The sequence below is a fragment of the Methylobacterium sp. XJLW genome, from assembly GCF_003254375.1.
Classification (GTDB): domain Bacteria; phylum Pseudomonadota; class Alphaproteobacteria; order Rhizobiales; family Beijerinckiaceae; genus Methylobacterium; species Methylobacterium fujisawaense.
This window is the reverse complement of record NZ_CP016429.1, coordinates 1,275,965-1,301,860: the sequence shown is the minus strand read 5'-3', so window position 1 is coordinate 1,301,860 and position 25,896 is coordinate 1,275,965. Positions and strand designations below refer to the sequence as shown.

Below are 25,896 nucleotides of genomic sequence, written 5' to 3'. Positions count from 1 at the left end.
ATGCCGACATTTCGTGCGCATCTGCGTCTCAGCCTGATCGCGACCTTGCTCACGGCGGTCCCGATCCTGGCGGCGCGCGCACAGGATGCCGAGCCCGAGGCCGCGCCGGCCGCCGAGGCACCCGCCAAGGCACGTCCCAAGCCCCGGCCGAAGCCCGTCCCCCACAAGGCGGCCAAGCCCGCGGAGGCCGCCAAGCCCGCCGAGGCGGCGAAGTCCGAGGCGGCCGCCACGCCTGCGGCGGCGCCGGCCCACGCCGCGTGGCCCACCGGAGCCAGCACCGTCAGCGAGAGCTACGGCGACTGGACGATGACCTGCACGCGTCCGAACGAGAAGGTCACCTGCATCGTGGCCCAGGCGCAGGGTGATTCGCAGACCGGCCGGCGCAAGTTCGGCATCGAGCTGCAGACGCCGGCGAACGGCCGCTCCGAGGGGATCGTGCTCATGCCCTTCGGACTTGCCATCGAGCCGGGCGTGACCTTCAAGCTCGACGAGCAGACCCTGGGCAAGGGCGCGCCCTACACGACCTGCAGCGCCGAGGGCTGCATCGTGGCGATCAGCTTCCCGACGCTGGCCCTCGACGGCATGCGCACCGCCAAGGCGCTCACCGTGACCGGTCAGAAGGCGGGGGGCACCGAACCGGCCACCGTCTCGGTGCCGCTGGTGGGTTTCCCCCAGGCCTTCGACCGGGCCGTCGCCCTCAGCGGCTGAGGCCCGTCGCCTTTTCCGGTTACGGTTAAGCCAGCGTTAGCCGCAGCGCGGCAGGATCCCGCCGAGATGTGGCGCCGCGCGCCGCGGCGCGTCCAGTGCCGCGCGCCGGGTTCGGATCGGCGAGGCGATGGGATCGGTGGGCGGGCGACCCCGGGTCGGTCGAGGACGTGGCGTGCGGCTGCTGACGACGGCGTCGCTGGCGCTGCTTGCCCTTCTGGCGGCGATCGACCCGGTCCTGGCCGCACGGCTGATCGGCGCGAAGGGCAGCGAGAGCGGCAACGGTGCCGGCGGTTACGGCCGGATCGTGTTCACCTTCGACAAGCCGGTCGCGATCAAGACCAAGCTCGCCGGCGGCGTGCTGCTCGTCGGCTACGGCGAGCGGATCGCGGCCGGGCCCGAGCACCTCGCCGACGACATGCCGGCTTTCGTCGCCAGCGTCCGCCGCGATCCTGACGGGACGGGCCTCCGGCTCGCCCTGCAGCGGCCTTACCAGGTCAACGTCCAGACGGCCGGCGAGCGGGTGTTCGTGGACCTGCTGCCGGAGGGCTGGTCCGGCCTGCCGCCGCCGCTCCCGCCGGAGGTGATCGCCGAACTCGCCCGCCGGGCTCGGGCCGCCGAGGAGGCGCTCAGGGCGCGCATCCCGGAACCCGTGCGCCGGCCGCTGGCGCTCGAACTGGCGCGGCTTCCGACCTTGACGCGGCTGTCGCTGCGCCTGCCCGCCGAGGCCGTCTCAACGGTGACCGCCGAGGGGCCGGCGACGCGGGTGCGGGTGGTGGGGGCCTGGACCATCGACACGGGCGAGACCCGCGGCCGTCCGAGGCCGGGCATCGCCAAGCTGGCCACGGAGATCGACGCGAGTTCGGCGAGCCTGCTCGTCACCCCCGAGGACGGGTTCACGATCGGCACCGAGCGCGAGGACGGCGCCATCATCGTGGACGTGGTCCGGCGCAAGCCGCCGGAGCCGGCGACGGCCGCCGTCGACGTGCCGGGTCCAGCCGCTGCGACAGCGTCGCCGCCGATCCCGGTCCCGGTCCCGCCACGCCAGGCGGCGCCGGCCGCTCCGCCCCGGCCTCCCGAGGCACCGCCGAAGCGCCGTGCCGGCGGCGGCCTGGTCTTCCCGTTCCAAACCCTGCCGCCGGCCATCCTGTTCGAGCGCGGCGGCGTCGCGACCCTGGCCTTCGAGACCGCCGAGCCGGTGACCCTGCCGCCGGCGAGCCAGGGGCTCGCGCCAATGGGGCCGCCCGCCCGGAGCGGCCCGCTCACGGTCATGCGGTTTCCCGTCCCGCCCGGACGCCTCGTCGATCTCAGCGCCGTCACCACCGCCAGCGGAGTCGCCTGGGAACTCTCGGCGGGCGAGACGCTGAGTCCGAGCGACACGATCGATCCCGTCCGCAAACCCGATCCGTCCGGCCGCATGGCCGTCACCCTGGCGCTGCCGCATCCCGGTTCGGCGACGTGGCTCACCCTCGACAACGAGCGGATCGCGGTGGTCACCTCGGCCGCGCAGCGCCCGGTCGGCAACCCGAAGAGCCGCCGCTTCGTCGATTTCGAGATCCTGCCGAGCCGGCACGGTCTCGCGGTGCTGGCCGGCGCCGACGATCTCGCCGTGCGGCCCGAGCTCGAGAGCGTCTCGATCGGCCGTGAGGGCGGTCTCGCCGCCTCCATGGCGGCCCGCAAGCCGGAAGCGGTGCTCGCGGATGCGGGTGCGCTTGCGATCGCGAAGGAGCCCTGGGAGCGTGCCCGGATGGGCAACGTCCGCGAGACCCTGCGCGGCCTCTTCGACGCGGCCGTCGCTGCGACGCCATCCGAGCGCGGTCCGGCCCGCCTCGCTTTGGCGCGTGCGGATCTGGCCAACGGCCTCGACTACGAGGGCCTCACGGTCCTCGAGATCGCGGCCGCCGACGATCCGCTCCTGGCCTCCCAGCGCGAGACGGCCATCCTGCGGGGCATGGCCCTGGTGCGGATCGGCCGGAACGCGGAGGCGCTGAAGGCCCTCAGCGTGCCGCCCCTGGCCGATGATCGCGAGGCCGCCCTGTGGCGGGCGATGGCGGCAGCGGGTGCGGGCGACTGGAAGGCGGCGGAAGCCGGCTTCCTCAAGGTGCTGCCGCTGGCCAGTGGCTATCCCACGGATGTGGCGCAGCTGATCCGGGCGAGCGCGGCGGAATCGGCGATCGAGAACGGCGATGCCGAGACCGCCGCCGCCCGGGCCGAGGCAGAGCGTCATCTGGCGCCCTGGATCCGGGACCGCTTGGCCCTGGTCCGCGCCCGCGTGGCCGAGGCGACCGGCCAGACCGAGGCGGCCCTCGACGCCTATGCCCGCCTGGAGGATTCAGCCGTGCGGCCGGTCTCGGGCGAGGCCGCCCTCAGGGGGGCGCTCCTGGCTCGGGCTTCCGGCAAGCTGGCCCTCGATGCCGCCACGGAGCGGCTGGAGCGGCTCGCCCTGACCTGGCACGGCGGCCCGGTCGAGGACGGCATCACCGCCGGCCTCGCCCGCCTCTACCTCGACGCGGGCCGGTGGCGGGACGCCTTCACGGTGGTGCGCCGGGCCAATGCCTCCGCGCCCAACGCCCCCACCACGGAGGCCCTGACGCGGGAGGCGCAGATGGCCTTCGAGAACCTGTACCTCACCGACAAGGGCGACAAGCTCTCCGGGATCGAGGCCGTGGCGCTCTTCTTCGACTTCCGGGAGCTGAGCCCGATCGGGCGGCGCGGCGACGCGGTGGTGCGCCGGCTGGCCGACCGCCTCGTGGGCCTCGACCTCCTCGATTCCGCCGCCGACCTCCTGAAGTACCAGATCGACAACCGCCTCACCGGCCCGGCGCGGTCCGCCGTGGCGACGCGGCTCGCGACGGTGCGGCTGATGGACGACAAGCCGATGGAGGCGCTCAAGGCCCTCGACGCCACCGAGCTGCCCGAGCTCCCGGGCGAGCTCAGGCGCGCCCGCGGCCTGATCCGCGCCCGTGCCCTGTCGGACCTGACCCGGACCGACCTCGCCCTGGAGACGATCGACGGCGAGAGCGGCCCGGATATCGACCGGCTGCGCGCCGACATCTACTGGGGCGCACGCCGCTGGCGCGAGGCCGGCGAGGCCCATGAGGCGCTGCTCGGCGATTCGTGGCAGTCCGGCCAGCCGCTGGACGATCAGGCGCGCGCCGACGTGATCCGCGCCGCGATCGCCTACGATCTCGCGCACGAGGCCATCGGCCTGGAGCGGCTCAAGGCGAAGTTCTCGGAGGCCATGGCGGCGAGCCCGGACGCCCGCACCTTCGCGCTCCTGACCGGCATGGACCCGACCCGGGCGCCGGGCTTCCGGGACATCGCCGCGCGCGCCACGAAGGCTCAGACCCTGTCGGCGTTCCTGGCCGAGTATCGCAAGCGCTACCCGGACGCCGCCACACCCGCGCGCGGCGGGCCGGACGCACCCGGCGCGAGCGGCGAGGCGTCCCAGGAGGCTCCGCAGGCAGGCGGGGCGGGCGGCCAGCAGAGCAGCGCCGGTTCGCCCGGCGCGCCGCCCGGGTGAGCCGGCCCGTCGATCCGGACGCCTTCCTGACGACCGACGACGGTCGCGTCTGCACGCCCGAACGGAAGGCCGAGCGGCGCGAGATCCTGTGCGGCCTGCAGGGCGCCGGCACGTCGAGCGGGATCGCCCGGCAGGGGCCGCAGGCCGGCCGCGTCTAGGCCGATGCCGCGCGGCCCGTCAGGCAACTCCGCGCACCGATCCCCGCCATCGCGCGATCCTGCGGTGTCGCCGCGGAGGCCGTCCGGATTCGCCCGGATCGTCGACGGCCGGTCGCGGCTGCCGTCATCCGCCGTAGCTCTGGACCAGCGAACCGGCGACCAGGGTCCAGCCGTCGACCAGCACGAAGAAGATCAGCTTGAACGGCAGGGCGACCGTCGCCGGTGGGACCATCATCATGCCGACGGCCATCAGAACCGACGCGACCACGAGGTCGATGATCAGGAACGGGATGAACAGCAGGAAGCCGATCTCGAAGGCACGGCGCAGTTCCGAGATCATGAAGGCCGGGGTCACGATTTCCAGGCCGACATCCTCCGGGCCTTTCGGCGCCGGCACCTTGGCGAGGTCGAGGAACAGCTTCAGGTCCTTCTCGCGCACATTGCGCAGCATGAAGGTCTTGAACGGCGCCGAGGCGCGCTCGAACGCCTGCGCCTGCGTGATCCGGCCGGCGACCAGCGGCTCGATGCCGGCGCTGTAGGCCGCGCGGCCCGTGGGGGCCATCACGAAGGCGGTCAGGAACAGCGCCAGGCTGACCAGCACCGCGGTCGGTGGCGCCGTCTGGGTGCCCAGCGCCGACCGCAGGATCGACAGCACCACGACGATGCGGGTGAAGGCCGTGGCCATGACCAGCACCGACGGGGCCACCGCCAGGACGGTGATCAGCGCCACGAGCTGCAGGGCACGCTCGGTGGTGCCGCCGGCGCCCAGATCGAGGGTGACGCTCTGCGCGAGGGCGGGGCCGGCGGCGAGCAGACCGCCGGCCAGTCCGGCCAGGGCGAGCAGCCGCAGGCGCGGCTTCGGGACAAGGGCCGCCGGGCGAGGCGGCACGGGACGATTCTGGGTCACGGATTGTCGCAGCTGGGTGTGGCCGGACGCACCCCGGCCCGGCGCGCTTCGAGGTTCTGCCAGACGAGGAGCGCCGGCAGGCCGAGCACCACGTCGGGCACCCGGCGGGCGAGCGAGAGGGCGAGGGCGGTGCCGGCATCGATACCGAACAGACCGCAGACCAGGACGAGCCCGCCCTCCTGCACACCGAGGCCGCTCGGGACCGGAAAGGCGGCGGCCTTGATCGCCTGGCTGAGCGCCTCGATCACCAGGATGTCGGCCAAGCCGACATGATCCACGCCGATGCAGGCGAGGACGACGGCGATCTCTGCCGTGCCGAGCAGCCAAGCCAGCGCGTGCAGGACGAAGGATTGGGCCAGGTGGCCCCGTCGGCTCGGCGCCCAGATCGTGTCCAGAGCCCCCTGGATCCGCCGGGGCGGCTCGGGGCGCGCTTCGGTCTCGCGCACGAAGCGCCGGCCGAGGGCGGTGAGCCGATCCTCGATCACCCGCACGATGCCGATCCGCTGGAGGGCGAAGAACGCCGCGACCACCAGACCGGCCACCGCCAGCGTCCGCAGCGTCCAGCTGGCGAGCGCAGCCGCTTCGGCGCCCTGGACCCGGCTCAGGAGGCCCGCGCCGAGACTGGCGAACAAAGCGAGGGTTCCGACCTGGAAGAGCAGGTCGGCCAGGACCGAGGCCGCCGCCAGGGACCCGGCAACACCCCAGAAGGTGAGGAGGCGTGCCCCGAGGACGTCTCCGCCCACCGAGGCGACGGGCAGCAGAACGTTGATGCCTTCGCGGACGAAGCGCAGGATCAGACAGGCCGGGCCGGCCGGGGGCGGCAGCCCGTCGAGGATGCGCGCCCAGGCGAGGCCGCAGAGGAGGATCACGAGGATCCGCACCAGCGTGACGCCGGCGAAGCCCGCGAAGCCGATCCGCCCGAAGGCCGTGGCCACGGCGGCCAGATCGTTGGTCGCCACGAGCCAGACGGCGAGACCGAGGCCGATCAGGGTACCGATCAAGGGGAGGCGACGCAGCACGGCGTGGGCTGCCCGCCGCTTCCGGGAAACGTGGTTGCCGGTCACGGTGCGGGGGCCTCGCGTCGAGAGGCGGGCAAGAGCGCGCTCCAGGTTGTGCCGGTCAGCGGACCGGCGGCGATTCGTCGGATGGTATCGCCGCTAGAGCGGTATTGGGGCCGAATTCGGGGATTGCACGACGGGGCAGGACGGGATCGAGTACGGCGGCACGCGCTTCGGCCGGGCCGGCGGTGGGATCGAGCAGGAAAACGCGGCCCGCAGCCAGGCTCGCGCCGGTGGCGACCGCCACCGCGCGCTTGGGGCAGGGGCCGAGGCAGCCCGATTCCACGACACAGAGCTTCCTCCGGCGGCCGGCTCCCCCGTCCTGGACGGCCTGCTTTCCGGCCTTTTTCAGCAGGGCACGGAGGTCTCGGCCGCGCAGACCCTGCCGCTTGGCGCATTTGGAACAGACGACGACGATCTCGGTGAGCTTGGTCTTGGCCGAACGGCCGGTCGGGCGGCCATCCACGCCCGGGACATGGGGTTCTGTCATCATCCAGAGACTGTAGGACGCGATACCCGGTGCGGGCTACGGTGCCTGTCGCCGCGGTGCAGCGACGGGCGGAGCGGCCAAGCCGGGTGCCATAAAAAGGGCCTAAAAGAACGGGATTCCGGTTATCGCGCACGGGCCGCCCCTCGGCCGGCGCCGCGGCAGCGGAACCGGCGCAGACCCAGGAACAAAGAGCGGATGAGCTTCGACGACGTCAAGGACGACACGCGCGAAGGCGAGATCGTGACGTTCGCCGCACCGACGATGACCGAGTTGCGGCGGAGCGCGGAGACGATCCGGCCGGTGCCGGAGAAGCGCACCGCACGAGCGCTCGTCGCCTCGGTCCGTGAGCGCCTGGACTGGACCCGTCTGCCCGGTCTGCGCCCGCGGCAGGAGGACACGTCGAGCTACGGCGCACGGATCATCCGCCGGATCGGCTTCTTCGTGCTTTTGCCCACCCTGGTGGTCGGCCTCTACCTGTTCGCCTTCGCGTCCAACCAGTACGTCGCGGAGGCCCAGTTCGCGGTCCGCGGCAATGTCGAGCCGATGGAGAACATCTCGCTCGGCCAGTACACGAACCTGATCCAGAAGCATAACAGCCAGGACAGCTTCATCGTCCGCGACTACATCAACAGTCAGACCCTGGTCGAGGCTCTCGAGAAGAGCATCGGCATTTCCAAGATGTTTTCGCGGTCCGAGGCGGATTTCTGGGCGCGCTTCGATCCGATCGATCCGATCGAGGATCTCACCAAATACTGGCGCAAGCACGTCGAGGCGCATATCGACTCGATCTCAGGCGTGATCCGCCTGTCCGTGCGCGCCTTCACGCCCGAGGACGCCCTGACCATCGCCCGCGCGGTGGTGTTGCGCTCTGAGGCTCTGATCAACGACATCTCGAAGCGGGCGCAGTCCGACATGGTCGCCCAGGCCGAGGCGGACGCCAAGGTCGCGCAGGACCGTCTGCGCAAGGCGCATCTCGCGCTGCAGGCCTTCCGCAATCAGTGGGGCGTGATCGATCCGATCAAGTCAGCGGAGGGAACGCTGACGGCCCTGACGTCCCTGCGGAAGGACAAGCTGAAGGCCGAGAACGACCTGCAGGTCCTGCGCGGCTCCAATCTGGACGAGCGGTCGCGCTCGATCCAGACGCTGGTGGCCAACATCGCGGCCATCGACCAGCAGATGAAGACGCTCCAAGACGAGATGACGAGCGCCACCGCCGGCGCGGGCGGGCAGAACCTGACCGAGGCGCTGCTCCAGTACGAGGGCCTGCTGGTCGAACGGACCATCGCCGAGAAGCTCGAGGAATCAGCCCACACCCTCCTCGACCGGGCCCGCGTCTCTGCCAGCAAGCAGCACATCTTCCTGGCCACCTTCGTGCCCCCGGTCCTTCCCACCGACAGCCTCTACCCCGAGCGGGGCCATACCCTGCTGGTGGCGTTCTTCTGCTTCCTGGTGATCTGGAGTTCGTCCGCGCTCCTGCTCGCAGGCATCCGCGACCAGAGGATGTAGCCGCGGTCGCGGCTCCCGGATCTGGATCCGGGGCGGCGCGGTCTGTAGAGGGAGGCGGCCCGGCCTTTCGGGCGTCCCAGAATGAGCGAACGCTAACACGCCATGTCGGATTTCTCCGATCTCGTCGCGAAGGCGATCCAGCCGTCGATGACCCGTGAGGAGCGCGAGGCGGTCTACACGGTGGTGCGGCAGGCCGTGCTCCGGTTGCAGGAGCGGGAGGCGCTGCCCGCCGACGATCCGCGGGTGGCCCTCCAGCGCCACCTGGTCGAGGAGACGATCCGCGACGTGGAGGGCGACGTGGCCCGCTACGAGTCGCTGCGCAAGCTCGACGCGGCCTTCGCGGCCCAGACCGAGGCCCACAAGGCGGCGCAGAGCGGGCGGCGCTAGGACCGTTCACCACCGCGTCGAGACACCGCCATCCGCATCGATTCCGGGCCGGATTTCCGCCGAGCGGCAGCGCGCCTGAGCGGGGATCGGTCCCGCGACCCCTGGCGCGTCAGCCGCAGGCGACACTCGTCCGGACGCTCCCGGGCTCGGCCACTTCGAGCCCTGCCGAGACGTATTCGTTGAGCTTGTTGCGCAGGGTCCGGATGGAGATGCCGAGGATCCGGGCGGCGTGAGTCCGGTTGCCGAGGCAATGATCCAGGGTGTCGAGGATCAGGTCGCACTCGACCTGCGCCACGGTCCGCCCCACCAGCCCGCGGGTGGCGGCCTCGGCGACCTGCGCGGCGCGCGCGGCCGGTCCCTCGGCCGCGAAAGTCTCGCCGTCGGGCGAGAGAATCGCCTCCGGGCCGATCGTGTCGCCCGAGGCGAGCAGCACCGCCCGGTGAAGGGTATTCTCCAGCTCGCGGACGTTGCCGCGCCACGGGTTCTTCAGCACCAGGGTCCGGGCTTCCGGAGAGAGCGGGCGGACCGGCATCCCGTTCACCGCGGCGTATTTCCGGGCGAAGTGGGTGGCGAGTTCGATGATGTCGGCCGGACGCTCCCGCAGGGGCGGCAGCCGCAGGGCGACGACGTTGAGCCGGTAGAGCAGATCCTCGCGGAACGTGCCCTTCCGGACTTCCTCGGCGAGGTTGCGGTTCGAGGTGGCGAGCACGCGGATGTCGACCCGCACCGGCGCCGTGCCGCCGACCCTGTCGATCACCCGCTCCTGGAGGGCCCGCAGCAGCTTCGCCTGCAGGCGCACGTCCATCTCGGAGATCTCGTCGAGGAGCAGCGTGCCGCCATTGGCCTCCTCGAACCGGCCGATCCGTCGGGCGACCGCCCCCGTGAACGCCCCCTTCTCGTGGCCGAACAGCTCGGATTCGAGCAGCGCCTCGGGGATCGCCGCGCAGTTCACCGACACGAAGGGCTTGCCCGCCCGGTTGGACTTCTGGTGGACGTGGCGGGCCAGCACCTCCTTGCCGGTGCCGCTCTCGCCGGTGATCAGCACCGAGGCTTCGGAGCGCGCGACCTGCTCGGCGAGCTTGACCACCCGCTCCATGGACGGGTCGCGCCAGACGAAGGCCGCGCGATCCGTGGCGACCGCCTCCAGCACCGCGGCGATCATCTCCGGGTCGGGGGGGAGGGGGATGTACTCCTTGGCGCCGGCCCGGATCGCCGCCACGGCGGCCGACGCGTCCGCCGACACGCCGCAGGCGACCACGGGCGTGCGGATCCGCTCCGCCTCCAGGGCGGTGACGAGCTCGCGGATCGGCAGCCCGACATCGATCATGATCAGGTCGGCGCCCCGGGCGCGCAGGACGTTGAGGCCCTGCGGCACGGCATCGGCCTGCGTCACCGACGCGCCGCGCTGCATGCAAATCTTCGAGGCGGTGATCAGCTCGCCATTGAGCCGCCCGATCATCAGGAGCCGCATGGTTCGTCCCTCTCAAACATCCTGGCGCGGGTTACGCGCCGAACTGGCCTGCGGCCGTCGCCGGCGCCCGGGCCACATTCTCGGTCGCCCGGGTCATTCACCCTTGACGATCTCGGTCATCGTCACACCGAGCCGATCCTCCACGAGGACGACCTCGCCGCGGGCGACCAGCCGGTTGTTGACGAACACGTCGATCGCCTCGCCGACCTTCCGGTCGAGTTCGAGCACCGCCCCGGGCGCCAGCCGCAGCAGGTCGCCGATCGGCATCCGGGCCGAGCCCAGGACCGCCGAGACCATGACGGGCACGTCGAAGAGCTGCTCCAGGTCGGCGGCGGTCTTCGGGGTGGTGGGCGCGTCGCGGATCGAGCCCGCCGCGTAGTCGGTGTCGTGCTCGCCGAGCTGGGGCAGGCTGAAATCGTCGGACATCAGGATCTCCTCACAGGCTCGTCGGCAGGCCGAGGGCGTCCAGCACCGCCGCCTCGATGCGGGCGCGCTCGCGGACGATGCCGCCGTCCGCCCACTCGATGCGGGCGTCGCCCGCCGCCATGTCGGGGTCGCCGAGGACGACGAGGCGGCCCTCGTAGCCGCGCTCGCGGGCGAGGCGCTTCACCAGGGTCTCGACCTCCTCGACGAGGCTGTCGTGCACCCGCACCACCAAGTGCGGCACGCCGCGCAGATGCTGGAGCGCCGTCCGGGCCGCCTCGCCGATGCCGGCGAGCGGGGCGGCATCGAGGGCGTCGCCCGCCACCTTGCGGGCGATCAGCATGGCCACCTCGACCGCTTGCGCCTCGCGCTCGGTGTCGCGGGCGTCGGCCTGGGCGATCAGGCCCGCGGCGGCGAGCGCGAGGCGGGTCATGGCGTCGGCGAGCCGCCCCTGGACCTGCGCCTCGGCCTGGGCGCGTCCCTCCTGCAGGCCGCGGGCATGCGCCTCGGCCTCGGCGCGGAGCGCGGCCTCGGCGGCGCGCTGGGCCTCGGCGCTCGGGCGGGCGCTGCGGAAATCGGTCTCGAACAGGAACGGCTTGGCGCTCCGGGCGGATTGGGCGCTCAATAGACCAGCTCCTCCTCGGCGCTATTCTTGGCGATCATGATCTCGCCCTTCTCGGCGAGGTCCTTGGCGATCTCGGTCATCTTCGCCTGGGCCTCGTCGACCTCCTTGAGCCGGACCGGCCCGAGGGCGGCCATCTCGTCGGTGAGGTTCTTGGCAGCCCGGGTCGACATCTGCTGCATGAAGAAGGCCCGGGTCCTCTCGTTGCCGCCCTTCAGGGCGCGGCACAGGGTGTCGTTGTCGACCGAGCGCATCAGCGTCTGGACGCTGCCGGGATCGAGCTTCAGCAGGTCCTCGAAGGTGAACATCAGCTCGCGGATGCGCTTGGCCGAGCCGCGGTTGGCCTGGTCCAGGGCGGCGAGGAAGCGGCCTTCCGTCTGCCGGTCGAAGGCGTTGAACACATCGGCCATCATCTCGTGGGCGTCGCGGCGCTGGGTCTGGGCGATGGTGGAGACGAACTCGACCCGCAGGGTCTCCTCGATGTGGCGCAGCGCCTCCTTCTGCACCGTCTCCATGCGCAGCATCCGGTTGAGGCAGTCGATGGCGAAATCCTCGGGCAGGATGGTGAGCACCTTGGCGGCGTAGTCGGCCCGCACCCGCGACAGCACCACCGCCACGGTCTGCGGGTACTCGTTGCGCAGGAACGAGGCGAGGATCTCCGGGTCGACCTGGGCGATCGAGGCCCAGACGCGCTTGCCCGACGCGCCCTTGATCTCCGCCATGATCAGCGAGACCTGATCGCTCGGGAAGATCTTGAGGAGCAGCGCCTCGGTCCGCTCGAAATTCGACGAGATGCCGCCGCTGTTGCCGAGCTTCGTCACGAACTCGATGATCAGCTTCTCGACGGTCGTCGCCTCCAGCGTGCCGAGCTGGACCATCGCGGCGCTGACCTTCTTGATCTCCTCCTCTTCGAGCGCCTGCCAGATCGGCGCGCCTTCCTCCTCACCGAGCATCAGCAGGAGCGCGGCGGCGCGCTGCGGACCGGGCATCGCCGCGAACGAATCGCCGCCCGCCGTCGCCAGCGTGTTCGCCAAACCCTGTCCCGCACCTGCCGCCATCGTGTTGCCCTCGACGCCCTACGCTTCACTCTTCCTGGATCCAGGTGCGCAGCACCTCGACGGTCTCGGACGGGCTCGCCCGGACCATGTCGACCACGCGCTGGACCGTCTCGGCCTGGACCTGGCCGTTGATCTTGGCGAACTCCATCAGCCGCGCGGTCGGATTGTCGCGGTCGATGACCGTCACGGTCCCGCTCGGACCCGCAACCACGGCGTCGCCGGGAAAGCCCATGCCGGCCGCGGCCAGAGCCGGCGCCTCAGGCACCGGCGCGAGCACCTGGCGCACCAGGGGGCGGACCACTGTGAGGAGGACGATGAGGGTGAGCAGCGCCAGGACGGCGAGTTCGGCCATCCGCAGCACGTCCTCCTTGGTGGGGGCGAGCAGCGACTGGATGAGCGTGGGCTCGATGAATTGCGGCACGCTCGGCGCCTCCGCGAAGCGCAGGTTCACCACCTCGATCTGGTCGCCGCGGGCCTTGTCGAAGCCGACCGCGCCGCGGACCAGGGCGGTGATCCGCTCGATCTCGGCGGGCGTGCGCGGGCTGTAGGTCTGCTTTCCGTCGGGCGCGGTGGCGTACACCCCGTCGAGGACGACGGCGACCGACAGGCGCTTGATCCGTCCGCCCTCGGCGATCTCGGTCTTCGTCACGCGGGAGATCTCGTAGTTCGTGGTCTCCTCGTTCTTGTTCGTCGCGTCCTTCGGCGTGGGCGCCTTGTCGCCGCCATTGGCGCCGGGCAGCTCGTTGCCGACGCTGACCTGCCCCTCGGCATTGCCGGTGACCGCCGATTCGGTGCGGGTCTGGGCGGAGCGCACGACGCGGCTCTCGGGATCGAAGGTCTCGGAGCGGCTTTCGATCCGGTTGAGGTCGAGTTCGGCGTTGACCTGGACGCGGGCCCGGCCGGTGCCGACGATCCCGGCGACCACGTCCTCGATCTGGCCGCGCAGGCGCCGTTCGAGGGCGGCCTGCCGGTCCTCGAAGCCGCTGGCGACGTCGGTCCCCGCGTCCCGGGCGCCGTCCGCCAGCAGCCGGCCGCGCTCGTCGACGATCGAGACCCGGTCGGGCTTGAGGCCTTCGACCGCGGAGGCCACGAGATGGCGGATCGCCCGAACCTGCCCGGCGTCGAGGTCGCCCATCAGCTTCAGCACGATGGCGGCGCTCGGGCTCTCCCGGTCGCGCTCGAACAGGCGGCGCTCCGGCAGGACGAGGTGGACCCGGGCCGCCTGGACCCGGCCGATCGCCCGGATCGAGCGGGCCAGCTCGCCCTCCAGGGCGCGCAGGTGATTCACGTTCTGCACGAAGTTGGTGGACGAGAACGCATCGCCCTTGTCGAAGATCTCGTAGCCGACCCCGGCCTGGGTCGGCAGCCCCTTGCCGGCCAGATCCATGCGCAGCTTGGCGAGGTCGGGGCGGGGAGCCAGGATCGTCTGCCCGGCATCGCCCCGGGTCTCGTAGCGGATTCCGCGGCTGTCCAGCTCGCGGACCACGGAGGCCGAATCCTGCATCGACAGGTCGGAGAACAGCACGCCCATATCGGGGCGCGAGACCCGCAGGATGATGAACGCGAAGAAGCCGATGAGAGTCAGCGTCACCGCCGCCATGGCGGCGATTCGGGCCGGTCCGAACTTCGTGACGAGATCGAGGACCGGCTTCACGGGAGGATTCGCTGCACTCTAACGCTGGCGGACCCCGGCGGCCCGCTCGGCAGAAATTGCCCAGGTCGTGGTTAGCGAGGCGTTAATGCCGCGCAACCGAGGCCCAAAGGCGGGCGCCGGAACAGCACGAAGCCGCGCCCGGAATCCGGACGCGGCTTCGTGGGTTCTCGGATTCGGGCGATCCACCCCACCGGCGCCGTCGACGTGGTCGCTGCGGGAGTGAGGCCATCGCGTCAGTCCAGGATTGCGAAGCGGAGCCCGTCATCCAGAGCCGCCGACGCGCCGGGTTTCGGCACCCTCGGTCGTGTTGGGGTTCCGGGGGCGTCTGCAGCATCCCGGAACGATGGCGCCCGACAGAGGCGTCGGATAATCAGTGGCGGTAATGCTGGATCCGCGTCGTCCGCAGGCCGGCGAGACCGTGCTGGTCGATGGAGAACTGCCAGCTGAGGAATTCCTCGGTGGTCAGCGTGTAGCGCTTGCACGCCTCCTCCAGGCTGAGAAGGCCGCCGCGCACCGCGGCCACGACCTCGGCCTTGCGCCGGATCACCCAGCGACGGGTGCTCGGGGGCGGAAGATCCGCGATCGTCAGGGGGCTGCCGTCGGGCCCGATCACGTACTTCACTCTCGGGCGGCTCGGTTCGGTCATGATACGCTCTACACTCGACTGACCTGTCGAGCATTGAAGGTACTTGCGCCCGCTTAAGAGATGTTGAAGCGAGTCACTCGGATGTGATTCGTTAAGTGCCACTTGTGGACAACCCGATGGTCTGCACGCTGGACAGCGGCACTTTCTGGGAGCCGATGATCAGCACCGGTGTCGTCCCGCTGAGATCGACCTCGTCGACGGTGCCGGTGAGGCTCGTGTCGACCGCCACGGTGGCGCCGGTGGCGTCGGTGGCCGAGACCTTGATCGAATAGTTCCCATCCGGCGCGGTCAGGCCCGCGGAGGTCTTGCCGTTCCACGTGTAGGCCTGGCTTCCGGCGGTCAGCGTCGTGCTCTGCGTGGCCACGACGTTGTTCTGGGAATCGAGGATCGAGATCACCGCCTTGGAGGCGGCCCGGGCGGGCGTCAGCGTCCAGGAGGCCGAGCCCTTGGACAGCTGCGACGCGCTTCCATCCGCCGTCACGGTCTTGCCGATGTAGCTCGTGGCCGAGGCCGAACTCGCCGATTGCGACGCGCTCAGGATGCTGTCGAGGCGGTCGTTCGATTTGAGCTGCTGCTCGACGCCGGCGAACTGGACCAGCTGCTGGGTGAACTGATTGGTGTCCATCGGATCGAGGGGGTTCTGATTCTTGAGCTGCGTGGTCAGCAGAGTCAGGAACTGCGTGAAGTTGCTGGCGATCTCGGTGGAGTTGCCGCTGCTGCTGCTCGACGACGCGCTCTTCGTCGCCGTCGTGCTGGTGAGGCTCGATATGCCGCTCGTCATGCTGATCTCTCCGGTGCTGCGCCCTGGCGCGGGCCTGGATGCGCGCTGTGTCTGTGTCGGTTCGCGATGCGGGCGCTTGCGCGCGCCGCCTAGATTCTCATGTCGACGCCGCCGTAGCCGCGCAGAAGGCGGATCGGGGCGATGTCCTGGGAGGCCTCGGCCTGATCCTGGGACCAGTTCACCCCGTTGCTGCGGGGGGAATCCCCCTGCTGGCCGCCGCTGCCGCCCTGGGCGCTCCCGTCGCCCCGCAGCGACAGGTTGATTCCGCCGCCTGAGGGGTCGAATCCGGCCTGGGACAGCGCCTGTTGCAGCTGGCCGGCGTCGCGCTGGAGCAGGGCCAGGGTCTCGGGCCGGTCGACCACGAGGTGGGTCATGACCCTGCCATGCGCCTTGTCGATCTCCAGCTTGACGTCGATGCGCCCGAGTTCGGCCGGATCGAGCCGGATCTGGAACTCGTTCGATCCGCGCAGGGAGCGCAGGCCGATGGTCATCGGCACCTGGCCAAGGGGGATGGGCGGATCGGTCTGGACCGGCGCGGCGGTCTGGTTCGGCGCAGCGGTGCCCTCTGCGGCCTTCGTCGTGCCGACGGCCGGGCTCGACGGGACCGGCGGCGTCTGGCCGCCCTGCGGGGCCGGGGGCGTGCCTGGGAGCGGACCTGCGCCCTGTCCCATATCGGCCAGGGCAGTCAGGAAATCCTGGCCGTCCTTGTCCGATGTCGCGACCGCAGAGCCGCCGGCCGCCGGGCCCTCCACCGGGACGGTGCTCTTCCCCACCGAGCCCGGCTCGTTGCCGGCGCCTGCCGCCTTCGCCCCGGAGGGGATGCCGGCGATGCCCGATACGGCATCACCCGCGGGGCTGCCGACCGGCCCGCCGCTGCCGGGAGCGCCCACGGCCGCGCCCGTTCCGAGGAGCGCTGTCCCGCCGTCCTGCGCGGTCGCCGCGCCGGTGCCCGCGGGCGCCTCGGTCTTGACCGTTCCGGTCGCCGCGCCGCCTTCGGTCAGCGCGGCGATGAGGGCCAGCAGCGAGGCGGCAGGGTCCGAACCGGCGGGCGTGGCGGCGGGCTCGGCCGTCTGCGGCGCCGTCTGCGGCGCCGTCGTCTCAGCCTGCACCGTCGTCTCGGCCTGCGCCGCCTCGGGAGCCGCCGTGTCGCCTGTGGCGGAGGCGCGATCCGATGAGGTCGTGGCAGCCTCGGAGCCCTGTCGTGCGGCGGGTTTCGCCTGGCCCGTCTGTGCGTCGCGCGCCGCGGCCGGCATCCGCGCTTCCGGGCGTGCGTCTGCGGCGGCGCGCGGTGCGTCGGCCTTGCCGGTACGCCCCGCCGGAGCCGCCGCCTCCGCCTGTCGGGCGCGGTCGGCCGTCCGGTCCGCGGCGCGGGCCTCGGCCTGCCGCGCCGAATCCTGCGCACGGTCGCCGGCCGCCCGGGCGGCCTGGGCCTGATCGCGCTGATCGGCCTGTCGGGTGCGGGCCGACGCGGCGAGGTCGCGCAGGTCGACCGTGCGGGCGCGCGTCTCCGCCGCGTCGTCGCGGGCCTGGGCGGCGGTCAGGGCGGCGCCGAAGCGATCCTGCGTCGAATCCCCGGCCCGGGCGGCCACGCCCGCCGCCTCCCAGCCTGACCGCGGGGCAGACGCACTCCGCGCGGACGGAATCCAGGTGGTGACATCCAAACGATCCGCCGCACCGCTCGCCATACCGGACTCCTCTGGGCCGCCCGCAGCAAGCCGCGCGCCACCGGGGTGGCCCGCTAAGAGACTGAAAAATATAGTGCTCTTCCGCGGCGCGCGGCGCGGCCCTGATCGAACCTGCCGCCCGATCGGCAGGATCTGCCGGGTGTCGGCGCTGGCCGCCCTGGAAAGCCGGGCGAAGTCCCGCTATAGACGGCCCGTGCAGCCAGGAAGCTTCCGGGCCGGCGGCTGCGGACCCTCGCGATGAACGCCCTCGATCTTCCCAAAGCCCCCCACGAGACGCGCGTCGTCGTCGCCATGTCGGGCGGCGTCGATTCCTCCGTGGTCGCTGGCCTGCTGAAGCGGCAGGGCTTCGACGTGGTCGGCGTGACGCTCCAACTCTACGACCACGGCGCGGCGAGCCACCGCAAGGGCGCCTGCTGCGCCGGCCAGGACATCAACGATGCACGGGCTGCGGCGGAGCATCTCGGCATCCCGCATTACGTCCTCGACTACGAGGACCGCTTCCGCGACGCGGTCATCGAAAAGTTCGCCGAGAGCTACCTTGCGGGCGAGACGCCGATCCCCTGCGTCGAGTGCAACCGCACGGTGAAGTTCCGCGATCTGCTGGGCCTCGCCCGGGACCTGAACGCCGACGCGCTGGCCACCGGTCATTACGTGGCGAGCCGGGCGCTGCCGGGCGGCGGCCGGGCGCTCCACCGCGCCCTCGATCCGGCCCGGGACCAGAGCTACTTCCTCTACGCCACCACGGCGGAGCAGCTGGCATTCCTGCGCTTTCCCCTGGGCGAGATGGAGAAGACCGAGACCCGCGCGCTCGCGAAGGATCTCGGCCTGTCGCTCGCCGAGAAGCCGGACAGCCAGGACATCTGCTTCGTGCCGCAGGGCCGCTACAGCGACGTGATCGCCCGCCTGCGCCCCGATGCGGCGCGGCCCGGCGAGATCGTCGACCTCGCCGGCCACGTCCTCGGCCGGCACGACGGCATCGTCCACTACACGGTGGGGCAGCGGAAGGGCCTCGGCCTGTCCGGGCCGGAACCGCTCTACGTGGTGCGCCTGGAGCCGGATGCGGCCCGGGTGGTGGTCGGACCGCGCACAGCCCTGGCCACGACCCGGATCCGCCTCTCGGACCTGAACTGGCTCGGCGAGGGCCCGGCCGAGGCCGTGCGCGACCTGCCGGTGGCGGTGCGCGTGCGCTCGACCCGGCCGCCGCGCCCGGCGACACTCACGGTCGGGCCGGACGGCACGGCCGAGATCGTTCTCACCGAGCCCGAGGACGGCGTGTCGCCGGGCCAGGCCTGCGCGATCTACGCGGATGACGGGCCCCGGGCCCGGGTCCTGGGCGGCGGCACCATCCGGCGTGTCGACGCGTTGTCGGCCCGGCCCCGCGAGGCCGCCTGATCTCAACCTCTGGAACCTTCGAACGATGCTGAGCGAGCCGCAGATGGCCGGGCCGAGCACGGCCCTGATGCGCAAGGCCTATGCCCGCTGGGCCCCCGTCTATGACGTGGTCTACGACAAGCTCACCGAGCCCGCGGCCCGCGCCGCCGTCGAGGCGGCGGCCGAGCATGGGCCGCGGATCCTGGAGGCCGGCGTCGGAACCGGGCTGGCGCTGGGCTACTATCCGACATCGAGCTTCGTCTGCGGCGTCGACCTCTCCGAGGACATGCTCAAGCGCGCCCGTGCCAAGGTCCGGCGCCGGAACCTGTCCCACGTGAAGGGGCTGCAGGTGATGGATGTCTGCCACCTGGGCTACGCCGATGCGAGCTTCGACGCGGTGGTGGCACAGTTCCTCATCACCCTGGTGCCGGATCCCGAGGCCGCGATGTCCGAGTTCCTGCGGGTGGTGCGGCCGGGCGGCGGCATCGTGCTCGCCAACCATTTCGGCCAGAGCGACGGCCCGGTCGCCCGGGTCGAGGAGATCGTGGCCCCGCTCTGCACCAAGATCGGCTGGTCGTCGGACTTCAAGGCGACGCGGATCGAGGCCTGGGCCCGGCGCAACGGCGTCGAGGTCCTGGGATTGAAGCCGACCTTCCCGGGCGGGTTCTTCAAGATCCTGCGGATGCGCAAGCCCGGGTGATCGAGACCGGGAACGCGCCCGTCGGCGAAGAGCGGCGTGACGGACGCTGGAAGCGGCTGCGGCGCTGGCTCCCGCTGGTGCTGCTCCTGACGGTGTCGGCGATCGTCGTGGTCTCCGGCGCCGCCCAGCTCCTGAGCCTCGACCGACTCCTCGCCTCGCGGATCTGGCTGCGCGGCTTCGTCGAGGCCGGCTATCTCCGCGCCTTGGTCGCGGCCTACTGCCTCTATGTCGGGGCCGTGGTCGTGTCGGTGCCGGCCACGCTGATCCTGACGATGGTCTGCGGCTTCCTGTTCGGCATCGTGCCGGGCGCGCTCACTGCGGTCTGCGCGGCCACCACGGGGGCCGCCCTCGTGTTCGCCATCGGCCGGGGGCCGGGGGCCGACCTGCTCCGGCGGATCGGCGGCACGCGCCTCGCCGGGCTGGCCGAAGGCTTCCGGCGCGATGCCTTCGGCTATATCGCGGTCCTGCGCCTCCTCCCCCTGTTCCCGTTCTGGGTGACCAACCTCGCCCCCGCCGCCTTCGGGGTGAAGATGCGGGTCTTCGTCCTCGCGACCTTCCTGGGGCTGCTGCCCGGCGCCGTCGTGTACGCCACCACGGGAGCGGGCATCGAGGACGTCGTCGCCGCCCACGAAGCCGCCAAGGCGGCCTGCCTGGCGGCGGGGGCGGGCGGCTGTGACGACGCCCTGAGCCTGCGGGCCCTCGTCACGCCCAAGATGGTGGCGGGCCTCGCGATGCTGGCCGTCTTCGCCCTGGTCAGCGTGCTGCTGAGCCGGCGCGCCAGACGCGGCTGAGAGCGACGCCCGGGATACGCAATCCTCCGCCGGCTGTGTTTTTCCGTGTCTGAGGGCACATGCAACCGCCTGCGGGTGGATATCGTATAGTGCTCACTGCCGAGAGCCTGTATTGCCGCCTGCGAATCTGTGGCTTGCGAACATGTATCCCGCGAAGGCCGGACCCGGCTCGAGCTTTCTCAATCCGCCCTCCGCCGATCCGAATCCGCGATGCCCGCGCGGAGCGTGACCGGCGTGTCCGTCGAGTCCGATGAGGCCGCGGCACCGGCGATGCCGGCGTCCGCCCCGAGCCGCGATCTGCCGGAGCGGCGCACGGCCCGCCTCGGCCTGTCGGGGCGGCTGTTCCTCGTCACCGTCGCGTTCGTGGTGGTGGCCGAGGTGCTGACCTATGTGCCGGCGGTGGCCAATTACCGGGTCGAGTGGATGTCGGACCGCCTGGCGGCCGCGCAGGTCGCCGCCCTGGTCCTCGACGGCCGGACCGGGGAGCCGGTCTCCGAGGCGCTGGAGAGCCGGCTCCTGGCCGGGGTGAATGCTCGGGCGATCGCGGTTCGCGGCGGTGGCGCCCAGCGCCTGCTCGCCATCGAGCCCATGCCCGAGCAGGTCGCCGACATCGTCGATCTGCGCGACGTCACAGCGCTGTCGGCGATCCGGGGGGCGTGGCGCACCCTTGTGGCGCCGGTCCGCGAGCCGATCCGCGTGATCGGGGAGGGGGGAATCGGCTTCGACCGGGTCGAGATCCTCCTCGACGAGGCGCCGCTGCGCACCGCCATGATCGACTATGCCCTGCGCCTGCTGGTCTCCTCGCTGATCATCGCGGCCGCCGCGGCTGGCCTCGTCTTCGTGGTGCTGCAGGTGCTCATCGTGCGGCCGGTCCGGCGGCTCGCCACGAGCATCACGGTCTTCGCGGACGATCCGGAGGATGCGGGGCGGATCATCGCCCCGTCCCGCCGCAGCGACGAGATCGGCCAGGCCGAGCGGGCGCTCGGGCGGATGCAGCGCAGCCTCGCCGACCAGCTCCGCCAGAAGCGGCGGCTCGCCGAACTCGGGCTCGCCGTCAGCAAGATCAGCCACGAGCTGCGCAACCTGCTGACCGGCGCGCAGCTTCTCGGCGATCGCCTGGAGGGTACCGAGGATCCGACCGTTCAGCGTGTGGCCCCGCGCCTCGTGGGGACGCTGGCCCGGGCGATCCGCTTCTGCGAGGCGACGCTCGCTTACGGGCGCGTCTCCGAGCGGACGCCGCTCCTGGCCAGCACGCCGCTGGCGCCCATCTTCGCGGAGCTTCCGGATCTCGCCGCGCTGGCGGCGCATCCGGTCTCCGTGCAGGTCGCGGCGGCCGACCTGAGCGTGCAGGCCGATCCGGAGCAACTGGCGCGGGCGCTGGCCAACCTCGTCCGCAACGCCGTGCAGGCGCTCGACGGGGCCGCCGTGCCGGAGGCTGCGGTCCGCGTCGTGGCCTCCCGCGGGGCGCCGGGCCGGATCACGATCCTGGTCGCCGACAACGGCCCCGGACTGCCGGCGCGCGCCCGGGAGAACCTGTTCGCGCCGTTTCAGGGCTCCATGCGCTCCGGCGGCACGGGGCTCGGCCTGCCGATCGCCGCCGAGCTGATCGGGATCAACGGCGGCACGCTCACCCTCGATGCCTCCGAGGCCGAGGGGCTGAGCGGCGCGCGCTTCCGGATCGTCCTGCCGGAGGGCTGACGCGAGCGGCCGTGGGCGGCGGCCGTCACCACCCCATCAGCGCGCGCGGCAAGGTCCGAGCGGAAAGGCGTCCGTGGGCCTATTCCGCCGCGGCCCGAACCGGCTCGCCAACCCGGATGCCGAGATCGGCCAGCAGGGCCGCGTCGTCGTCCTGCCCGTTATTGGCGGTGGTCAGCAGCCGCTCGCCGTAGAAGATCGAGTTGGCACCCGCGAGGAAGCACAGCACCTGCGCCTCACGGGTGAGGCTCTTGCGGCCGGCGCTGAGACGGACCCGGGATCGCGGCATCACGATCCGCGCCGTGGCGCACATGCGCACGAGATCGAACGGATCGACCGCCGGCTGGTCCTCCAGCGGAGTACCGGGCACCGCCACCAGGGCGTTGATCGGCACGCTCTCGGGATGGGGGGCGTGGTTGGACAGCACCTGGAGCATCGCGGCGCGGTCGGTGACGCCCTCGCCCATCCCGACGATGCCGCCGCAGCACACGCCGATCCCGGCCTCGCGGACATTCGCGAGGGTCTGCAGGCGTTCGTCGTAGGTCCGGGTGGAGATGATGTCCTCGTAGAAATCCGGGCCGGTGTCGAGGTTGTGGTTGTAGGAGGTCAGCCCGGCCTCGGCGAGCCGTCCGGCCTGGGAGGGCGTGAGCATGCCGAGCGTCACGCAGGCTTCCATGCCGAGGCCGCGCACGCCACGCACCATGGCGAGAACCGCGTCGAACTCGGGCCCGTCCTTGGGCTGGCGCCACGCGGCGCCCATGCAGAAGCGCTGGGCCCCCGCGGCCTTGGCGGCGGCGGCCTCGGCCAGCACGGTCTCCACCGGCATCAGCCGCTCGCGGGCGACGCCTGCGCCCTTGTGGTGGGCCGATTGCGGGCAATAGGCGCAATCCTCCGGGCAGCCGCCGGTCTTGATGGACAGGAGCGACGCCCGCTGGATGTCGGCCGGGTCATTGTGCCGGCGGTGGACCTGCGCCGCCCGGAACACGAGGTCCATCAGCGGCAGGTCGTGGATCGCGCGGATCTCCGCCACGCTCCAGTCGTGGCGGATGTCGCCGAGGTCGGGCTGCGGGGAACCGGGAAGGGAAGTCGCGCTCATCCGGTGTTTGAGCCGGATCGGCGGACAGAAATCAAGCGGGCCGGGCGCCCGAACTCCCCGCGGACGGATCGGTCTGGACTTCGAGGCCGTGCCAACCGAGGCCGCGCGACGTCTCGCGGCCCGGTATCCGGGGGAGGGCCGTGCCCGTGCCGGTCCCGCTCGACGCCGCTCGTGAGACCGTCCGGTTGGCAGGACGCCCGCCCGGTCAGCGATCCAGTCTGATCGGAGGCCCCAAGGATCCGGCCGCCGGCCCCGACCAGGCGCGCGAGGCGATTGGGCTGCGCCGCGATCCGCTGGATCCGGTCGGGCTCGTCCCGCACCGCCTGCTTGACGGTGTCGGCCCGGATCTCGATCACCTTGCGCGTCGGCGGCTCGGGTTCCGACCCTGCGCGCGGGCCTGCGGACAATCCGATGTCGCAGTCTTGTCCGGCCGAAGCGCGGGACGATCACCGATACCGGTGTCTGTTCCTGGAACCGGCACCGCCGCCCGGATGCGGGCGGCGGCGCGGCCAGTCAGTCCGTCGGCTCGCCGGCGGAGACCTTGGCGGTCCAGTCGTCGAAGGCGATGACCTGCTGACGCTGCTCGCCGAGCCGGTCGATCCGCAGGACCATCTCGTCCCCGGCCTTGAGGTAGCGCGGCGGCTTCATGCCGAGCCCGACGCCCGGCGGGGTGCCGGTGGTGATCACGTCGCCCGGCTCCAGCAGCATGAAGTGCGACGTGTAGGCGACGAGCTGGGGAACGTCGAAGATCATCGTGGCGGTGGAGCCGGTCTGACGGCGCTCGCCGTTCACGTCGAGGCTCATGGCGAGGTTCTTCAGGTCGGGAATCTCGTCCAGCGTCACCAGCCAGGGGCCCAGCGGCCCGAAGGTCGGTGCGCTCTTGCCCTTGGTCCAGGTCGGACCGCGGTTCATCTGCCATTCGCGCTCGGAGACGTCGTTGCAGATGCAGGCCCCCGCCACGTAGCTCAGCGCCTCGTTGGCGTGGACGTAGCTGGCGCGCCGCCCGATCACCACGGCGAGTTCGACCTCCCAGTCGGTGCTGTGCGACCCCTTGGGGATGATCACCGTGTCGTTCGGCCCGCACAGGCTGGACGGCGCCTTGTTGAAGATGATCGGCTCGGCCGGGATCGGCGAGCCGGTCTCGGCGGCGTGGTCGGCGAAGTTCAGGCCGATGGCCACGACGTTGCGGGTGCCGCCCACGCAGGGGCCGAGGCGCACGTCCGGCGGCAGCTTCGGCAGGGTCTCGGGATCGAGGGCGCGCAGGCGCGCCAGCGAATCGGGCGACAGCGCCGGCCCGGCGATGTCCCGCACGATGCCCGACAGGTCGCGCAGGCCGCCTTTCGCATCCACGAGGCCGGGCTTCTCGTCGCCGCTCGGGCCGTGCCGGAAAAGCTTCATGGCCGCACTCCTCATCCTTCCCTGTGCCGGTCTGCGCCGGACGCCGGGACCATGGCCGGGCCTCGACCCGGGTGCAAGGCCGGCGGTCCGCACGCAGCGCCCCGCCGGGTGTCGCAGCCAAGCAACAGGCCTGCAAAAAGTTCATGGTCTGATGATAGTGGATCTATTGTTCAGGGCGCGGCGCAAGAGGAAAAGTTGGGTGCGTAATTATCGAAAACAGGTCTTCGCCGGACGTCGGCCGCAGTGAGACAATGCATCCCGATGTCTCTACGGATCTCCTTTTCGCCTCCTGAGGCCGTCCTGGTCATTGCGGTTCAGTCCCCGCAACCGGCACCATGCCCGAAAGGGTGCCACCTGATGAAGCTCTAACAATCCTCGGCGCCCGCCAGAACGACAACGCTTGGGGGACGAGATGGGCGGAACGGTGCGCGCTGCAATGCTGGCGGCGACGGCAATGATCCTCGGTGCCGGGCAGGTTCAGGCTGGGGCGTTCGGTCTGCGGGAGCAGAGCACGCAGGCGCAGGGGCTGGCGTTTGCGGGCGCGGCCTCGGGATCGGGCGGCGTGTCGTCGATGTTCTGGAACCCCGCGACCATCACGATGAACCCGGGCTTCGTCGCGGAGCAGAACTTCACCTATATCGGCCTGTCCTCGGAGATCCGCCCGGCGCCGGGCACCAATCCGGGCTTCGCGCGGCTGGGCGGCTCGGGCGAGCTCGGTCAGGGCGCCCTCGTGCCGGCGGGCGCGACCTCGTACCAGCTGAACGACCGCCTGTGGCTCGGCCTCTCGACCGGCGCGCCCTTCGGGCTCGTGACCAAGCCCAACCAGGTCTGGGCCGGGGAGGTCTACGGACGCTCGTCGCGGATCTTCTCCCTGGCGATCAACCCGGTGATCGGCTTCAAGGTCAACGAATGGCTGTCGATCGCGGCCGGGCCGAACATCGAGTATTTCCGCCTGACCCTGCGGCAGGCGCTGCCGGTCCCGGGCCTCCTGCCGACCGCCTATCCGAGCTCCTTCCTCAAGGGGAATCCTGGGGGTGGGCTTCACCGCGGGCGCCACGCTGACGCCCCGCGACGGGACCGTGCTGGGCATCGGCTACCGCTCCTCGGTGCACCACGACATCGACGGCTCGATCGGCGTGCCGCTGCTCGCCCTGGCCCCGCTCGCCGGCCAGGTCCGGGCGAGGCTGAACACCCCCGACAAGCTGAGCGTCGGCCTGACCCAGGCGGTCTCGCCGGTGGCGCGGGTGAACCTCGGCTTCGAGTGGGACAACTGGTCGAGGCTCGGGACCATCGGGATCGTGTCGAAGACCCTCGGCCTGCCGGTGAACACCCTGCCGCTCAACTACAAGGACGGGTTCACCTACGCGATCGGCGCCGAGTACGACGCCTCGCCGAACCTGACGCTGCGCACGGGCTTCGCCTACGAGACATCGCCGATCGACTTCCGCAACCGTTCGGTGCGGCTGCCGGACGGGGACCGCTACATCGCCTCGGTGGGCGCCAGCTACCGCTGGAGCCGGCAGCTGACGCTGAACCTCGCCTATTCGCACTTCTTCCTGGACCGGTCGCGGGTCCTGGCGGGCCTCGGCCGCGACTACAACGTCGGCAACATCGCCTTCGCGGGGGTGGTGGATTCCAGCGCCGACATCGTCTCGGTGGGCTTCCGCTACGTGTTCGGCGCGCCGCCCGCCCCCGCTCCCGCGCCCCTCGTGCGGAAATGGTGATGCGCCTGCGCGGGGCGCCCGGCTCCCCCGGGCGATCCGCGACGGGC

At 71.6% G+C, this 25,896-nt stretch carries 22 protein-coding genes and 1 pseudogene; 10 read left to right on the top strand and 13 right to left on the bottom strand.

Features of this window, described 5'->3' with window-relative positions:
* The 3 genes from A3862_RS06040 to A3862_RS31400 all read left to right on the top strand — a co-directional run bounded on the left by A3862_RS06040 (position 1) and on the right by A3862_RS31400 (position 4,386).
* Positions 1-708, top strand: coding sequence for an invasion associated locus B family protein (locus tag A3862_RS06040; protein ID WP_043760167.1), 708 nt, complete (start codon positions 1-3; stop codon positions 706-708).
* A gap of 127 nt (positions 709-835) precedes the next feature.
* Complete coding sequence (locus tag A3862_RS06035) at positions 836-4,228, top strand: hypothetical protein (RefSeq protein ID WP_052083768.1); 3,393 nt, start codon at positions 836-838, stop codon at positions 4,226-4,228.
* Complete coding sequence (locus tag A3862_RS31400; RefSeq protein WP_158498481.1) at positions 4,225-4,386, top strand: hypothetical protein; 162 nt, start codon at positions 4,225-4,227, stop codon at positions 4,384-4,386. The genes A3862_RS06035 and A3862_RS31400 overlap by 4 nt, the downstream gene beginning before the upstream one ends.
* A gap of 124 nt (positions 4,387-4,510) precedes the next feature.
* On the opposite strand, the gene fliP is transcribed toward A3862_RS31400, so the two are convergent.
* The 3 genes from fliP to A3862_RS06020 are packed head-to-tail and all read right to left on the bottom strand — an operon-like array spanning position 4,511 to position 6,817.
* Positions 4,511-5,275 (bottom strand): flagellar type III secretion system pore protein FliP, encoded by a 765-nt coding sequence (gene fliP, locus A3862_RS06030; RefSeq protein ID WP_043350145.1) that lies wholly within the window; start codon positions 5,273-5,275, stop codon positions 4,511-4,513.
* A gap of 14 nt (positions 5,276-5,289) precedes the next feature.
* Positions 5,290-6,357 (bottom strand): lysylphosphatidylglycerol synthase domain-containing protein, encoded by a 1,068-nt coding sequence (locus A3862_RS06025; protein ID WP_043760168.1) that lies wholly within the window; start codon positions 6,355-6,357, stop codon positions 5,290-5,292.
* 55 nt (positions 6,358-6,412) lie between these two features.
* Positions 6,413-6,817 carry a hypothetical protein gene (locus tag A3862_RS06020; protein WP_236961786.1) on the bottom strand — a complete coding sequence of 135 codons (405 nt, stop codon included), beginning with the start codon at positions 6,815-6,817 and terminating at the stop codon, positions 6,413-6,415.
* Between the two features lie 219 nt (positions 6,818-7,036).
* On the opposite strand from A3862_RS06020, the gene A3862_RS06015 reads away from it, so the two are divergent.
* Positions 7,037-8,347, top strand: coding sequence for a capsule biosynthesis protein (locus tag A3862_RS06015; RefSeq protein ID WP_111473437.1), 1,311 nt, complete (start codon positions 7,037-7,039; stop codon positions 8,345-8,347).
* 102 nt (positions 8,348-8,449) lie between these two features.
* Positions 8,450-8,734, top strand: a complete 285-nt coding sequence (locus tag A3862_RS06010) for a hypothetical protein (protein WP_043347393.1) — start codon at positions 8,450-8,452, stop codon at positions 8,732-8,734.
* A 109-nt stretch (positions 8,735-8,843) separates the two neighbouring features.
* On the opposite strand, the gene flbD is transcribed toward A3862_RS06010, so the two are convergent.
* The 8 genes from flbD to A3862_RS05970 form a co-directional block, all read right to left on the bottom strand.
* Positions 8,844-10,205, bottom strand: a complete 1,362-nt coding sequence (gene flbD, locus A3862_RS06005) for a sigma-54-dependent transcriptional regulator FlbD (protein ID WP_043386056.1) — start codon at positions 10,203-10,205, stop codon at positions 8,844-8,846.
* A gap of 93 nt (positions 10,206-10,298) precedes the next feature.
* Positions 10,299-10,631 (bottom strand): flagellar motor switch protein FliN, encoded by a 333-nt coding sequence (fliN, locus tag A3862_RS06000; RefSeq protein WP_012321962.1) that lies wholly within the window; start codon positions 10,629-10,631, stop codon positions 10,299-10,301.
* Positions 10,632-10,641: 10 nt separating this feature from the next.
* Positions 10,642-11,253, bottom strand: a complete 612-nt coding sequence (locus A3862_RS05995) for a FliH/SctL family protein (protein ID WP_043347399.1) — start codon at positions 11,251-11,253, stop codon at positions 10,642-10,644.
* Positions 11,250-12,308, bottom strand: coding sequence for a flagellar motor switch protein FliG (locus tag A3862_RS05990; RefSeq protein WP_043347401.1), 1,059 nt, complete (start codon positions 12,306-12,308; stop codon positions 11,250-11,252). Before A3862_RS05990 ends, A3862_RS05995 begins: the two co-directional genes overlap by 4 nt.
* Positions 12,309-12,333: 25 nt before the next feature.
* A complete protein-coding gene (fliF, locus tag A3862_RS05985; protein ID WP_043760172.1) occupies positions 12,334-13,962 on the bottom strand; it encodes a flagellar basal-body MS-ring/collar protein FliF in 1,629 nt (542 codons plus the stop codon).
* Between the two features lie 370 nt (positions 13,963-14,332).
* Positions 14,333-14,608 carry a CtrA inhibitor SciP gene (gene sciP, locus A3862_RS05980; protein ID WP_007569077.1) on the bottom strand — a complete coding sequence of 92 codons (276 nt, stop codon included), beginning with the start codon at positions 14,606-14,608 and terminating at the stop codon, positions 14,333-14,335.
* A 91-nt stretch (positions 14,609-14,699) separates the two neighbouring features.
* On the bottom strand, positions 14,700-15,389 hold the full coding sequence (locus A3862_RS05975) for a flagellar hook assembly protein FlgD (RefSeq protein ID WP_043386058.1): 690 nt from the start codon (positions 15,387-15,389) through the stop codon (positions 14,700-14,702).
* Positions 15,390-15,478: 89 nt separating this feature from the next.
* Positions 15,479-16,978 (bottom strand): flagellar hook-length control protein FliK, encoded by a 1,500-nt coding sequence (locus tag A3862_RS05970; RefSeq protein ID WP_236961784.1) that lies wholly within the window; start codon positions 16,976-16,978, stop codon positions 15,479-15,481.
* Positions 16,979-17,311: 333 nt separating this feature from the next.
* On the opposite strand from A3862_RS05970, the gene mnmA reads away from it, so the two are divergent.
* From mnmA to A3862_RS05950, 4 genes are all read left to right on the top strand, one after another.
* On the top strand, positions 17,312-18,466 hold the full coding sequence (mnmA, locus tag A3862_RS05965; protein WP_043760175.1) for a tRNA 2-thiouridine(34) synthase MnmA: 1,155 nt from the start codon (positions 17,312-17,314) through the stop codon (positions 18,464-18,466).
* Between the two features lie 25 nt (positions 18,467-18,491).
* A complete protein-coding gene (locus A3862_RS05960) occupies positions 18,492-19,145 on the top strand; it encodes a class I SAM-dependent methyltransferase (RefSeq protein ID WP_043357432.1) in 654 nt (217 codons plus the stop codon).
* Positions 19,142-19,936, top strand: coding sequence for a TVP38/TMEM64 family protein (locus A3862_RS05955; RefSeq protein ID WP_043357430.1), 795 nt, complete (start codon positions 19,142-19,144; stop codon positions 19,934-19,936). Before A3862_RS05960 ends, A3862_RS05955 begins: the two co-directional genes overlap by 4 nt.
* Positions 19,937-20,146: 210 nt before the next feature.
* Positions 20,147-21,634: a sensor histidine kinase gene (locus tag A3862_RS05950; RefSeq protein ID WP_043760176.1), complete on the top strand. Its 1,488-nt coding sequence runs from the start codon at positions 20,147-20,149 to the stop codon at positions 21,632-21,634.
* A gap of 79 nt (positions 21,635-21,713) precedes the next feature.
* On the opposite strand, the gene bioB is transcribed toward A3862_RS05950, so the two are convergent.
* Together bioB and A3862_RS05940 are read right to left on the bottom strand one after the other, a co-directional pair.
* Positions 21,714-22,727: a biotin synthase BioB gene (gene bioB / locus A3862_RS05945; RefSeq protein WP_043386070.1), complete on the bottom strand. Its 1,014-nt coding sequence runs from the start codon at positions 22,725-22,727 to the stop codon at positions 21,714-21,716.
* Positions 22,728-23,240: 513 nt separating this feature from the next.
* Complete coding sequence (locus tag A3862_RS05940) at positions 23,241-24,125, bottom strand: fumarylacetoacetate hydrolase family protein (RefSeq protein ID WP_043357420.1); 885 nt, start codon at positions 24,123-24,125, stop codon at positions 23,241-23,243.
* A gap of 412 nt (positions 24,126-24,537) precedes the next feature.
* Between A3862_RS05940 and A3862_RS05935 the strand changes: the two are divergent.
* A pseudogene (locus tag A3862_RS05935) lies at positions 24,538-25,849 on the top strand (OmpP1/FadL family transporter).
* Positions 25,850-25,896 lie beyond the last annotated feature (47 nt).

Coding starts and splice junctions, on each gene's coding strand:
- A3862_RS06040 (WP_043760167.1), top strand. CDS start 1: ATGCCGACATTTCGTGCGCATCTGCGTCTCAGCCTGATCGCGACCTTG.
- A3862_RS06035 (WP_052083768.1), top strand. CDS start 836: ATGGGATCGGTGGGCGGGCGACCCCGGGTCGGTCGAGGACGTGGCGTG.
- A3862_RS06015 (WP_111473437.1), top strand. CDS start 7,037: ATGAGCTTCGACGACGTCAAGGACGACACGCGCGAAGGCGAGATCGTG.
- A3862_RS06010 (WP_043347393.1), top strand. CDS start 8,450: ATGTCGGATTTCTCCGATCTCGTCGCGAAGGCGATCCAGCCGTCGATG.
- flbD (WP_043386056.1), bottom strand. CDS start 10,205: ATGCGGCTCCTGATGATCGGGCGGCTCAATGGCGAGCTGATCACCGCC.
- fliN (WP_012321962.1), bottom strand. CDS start 10,631: ATGTCCGACGATTTCAGCCTGCCCCAGCTCGGCGAGCACGACACCGAC.
- A3862_RS05990 (WP_043347401.1), bottom strand. CDS start 12,308: ATGGCGGCAGGTGCGGGACAGGGTTTGGCGAACACGCTGGCGACGGCG.
- sciP (WP_007569077.1), bottom strand. CDS start 14,608: ATGACCGAACCGAGCCGCCCGAGAGTGAAGTACGTGATCGGGCCCGAC.
- A3862_RS05975 (WP_043386058.1), bottom strand. CDS start 15,389: ATGACGAGCGGCATATCGAGCCTCACCAGCACGACGGCGACGAAGAGC.
- mnmA (WP_043760175.1), top strand. CDS start 17,312: ATGAACGCCCTCGATCTTCCCAAAGCCCCCCACGAGACGCGCGTCGTC.
- A3862_RS05960 (WP_043357432.1), top strand. CDS start 18,492: ATGCTGAGCGAGCCGCAGATGGCCGGGCCGAGCACGGCCCTGATGCGC.
- A3862_RS05950 (WP_043760176.1), top strand. CDS start 20,147: ATGCCCGCGCGGAGCGTGACCGGCGTGTCCGTCGAGTCCGATGAGGCC.
- bioB (WP_043386070.1), bottom strand. CDS start 22,727: ATGAGCGCGACTTCCCTTCCCGGTTCCCCGCAGCCCGACCTCGGCGAC.
- A3862_RS05940 (WP_043357420.1), bottom strand. CDS start 24,125: ATGAAGCTTTTCCGGCACGGCCCGAGCGGCGACGAGAAGCCCGGCCTC.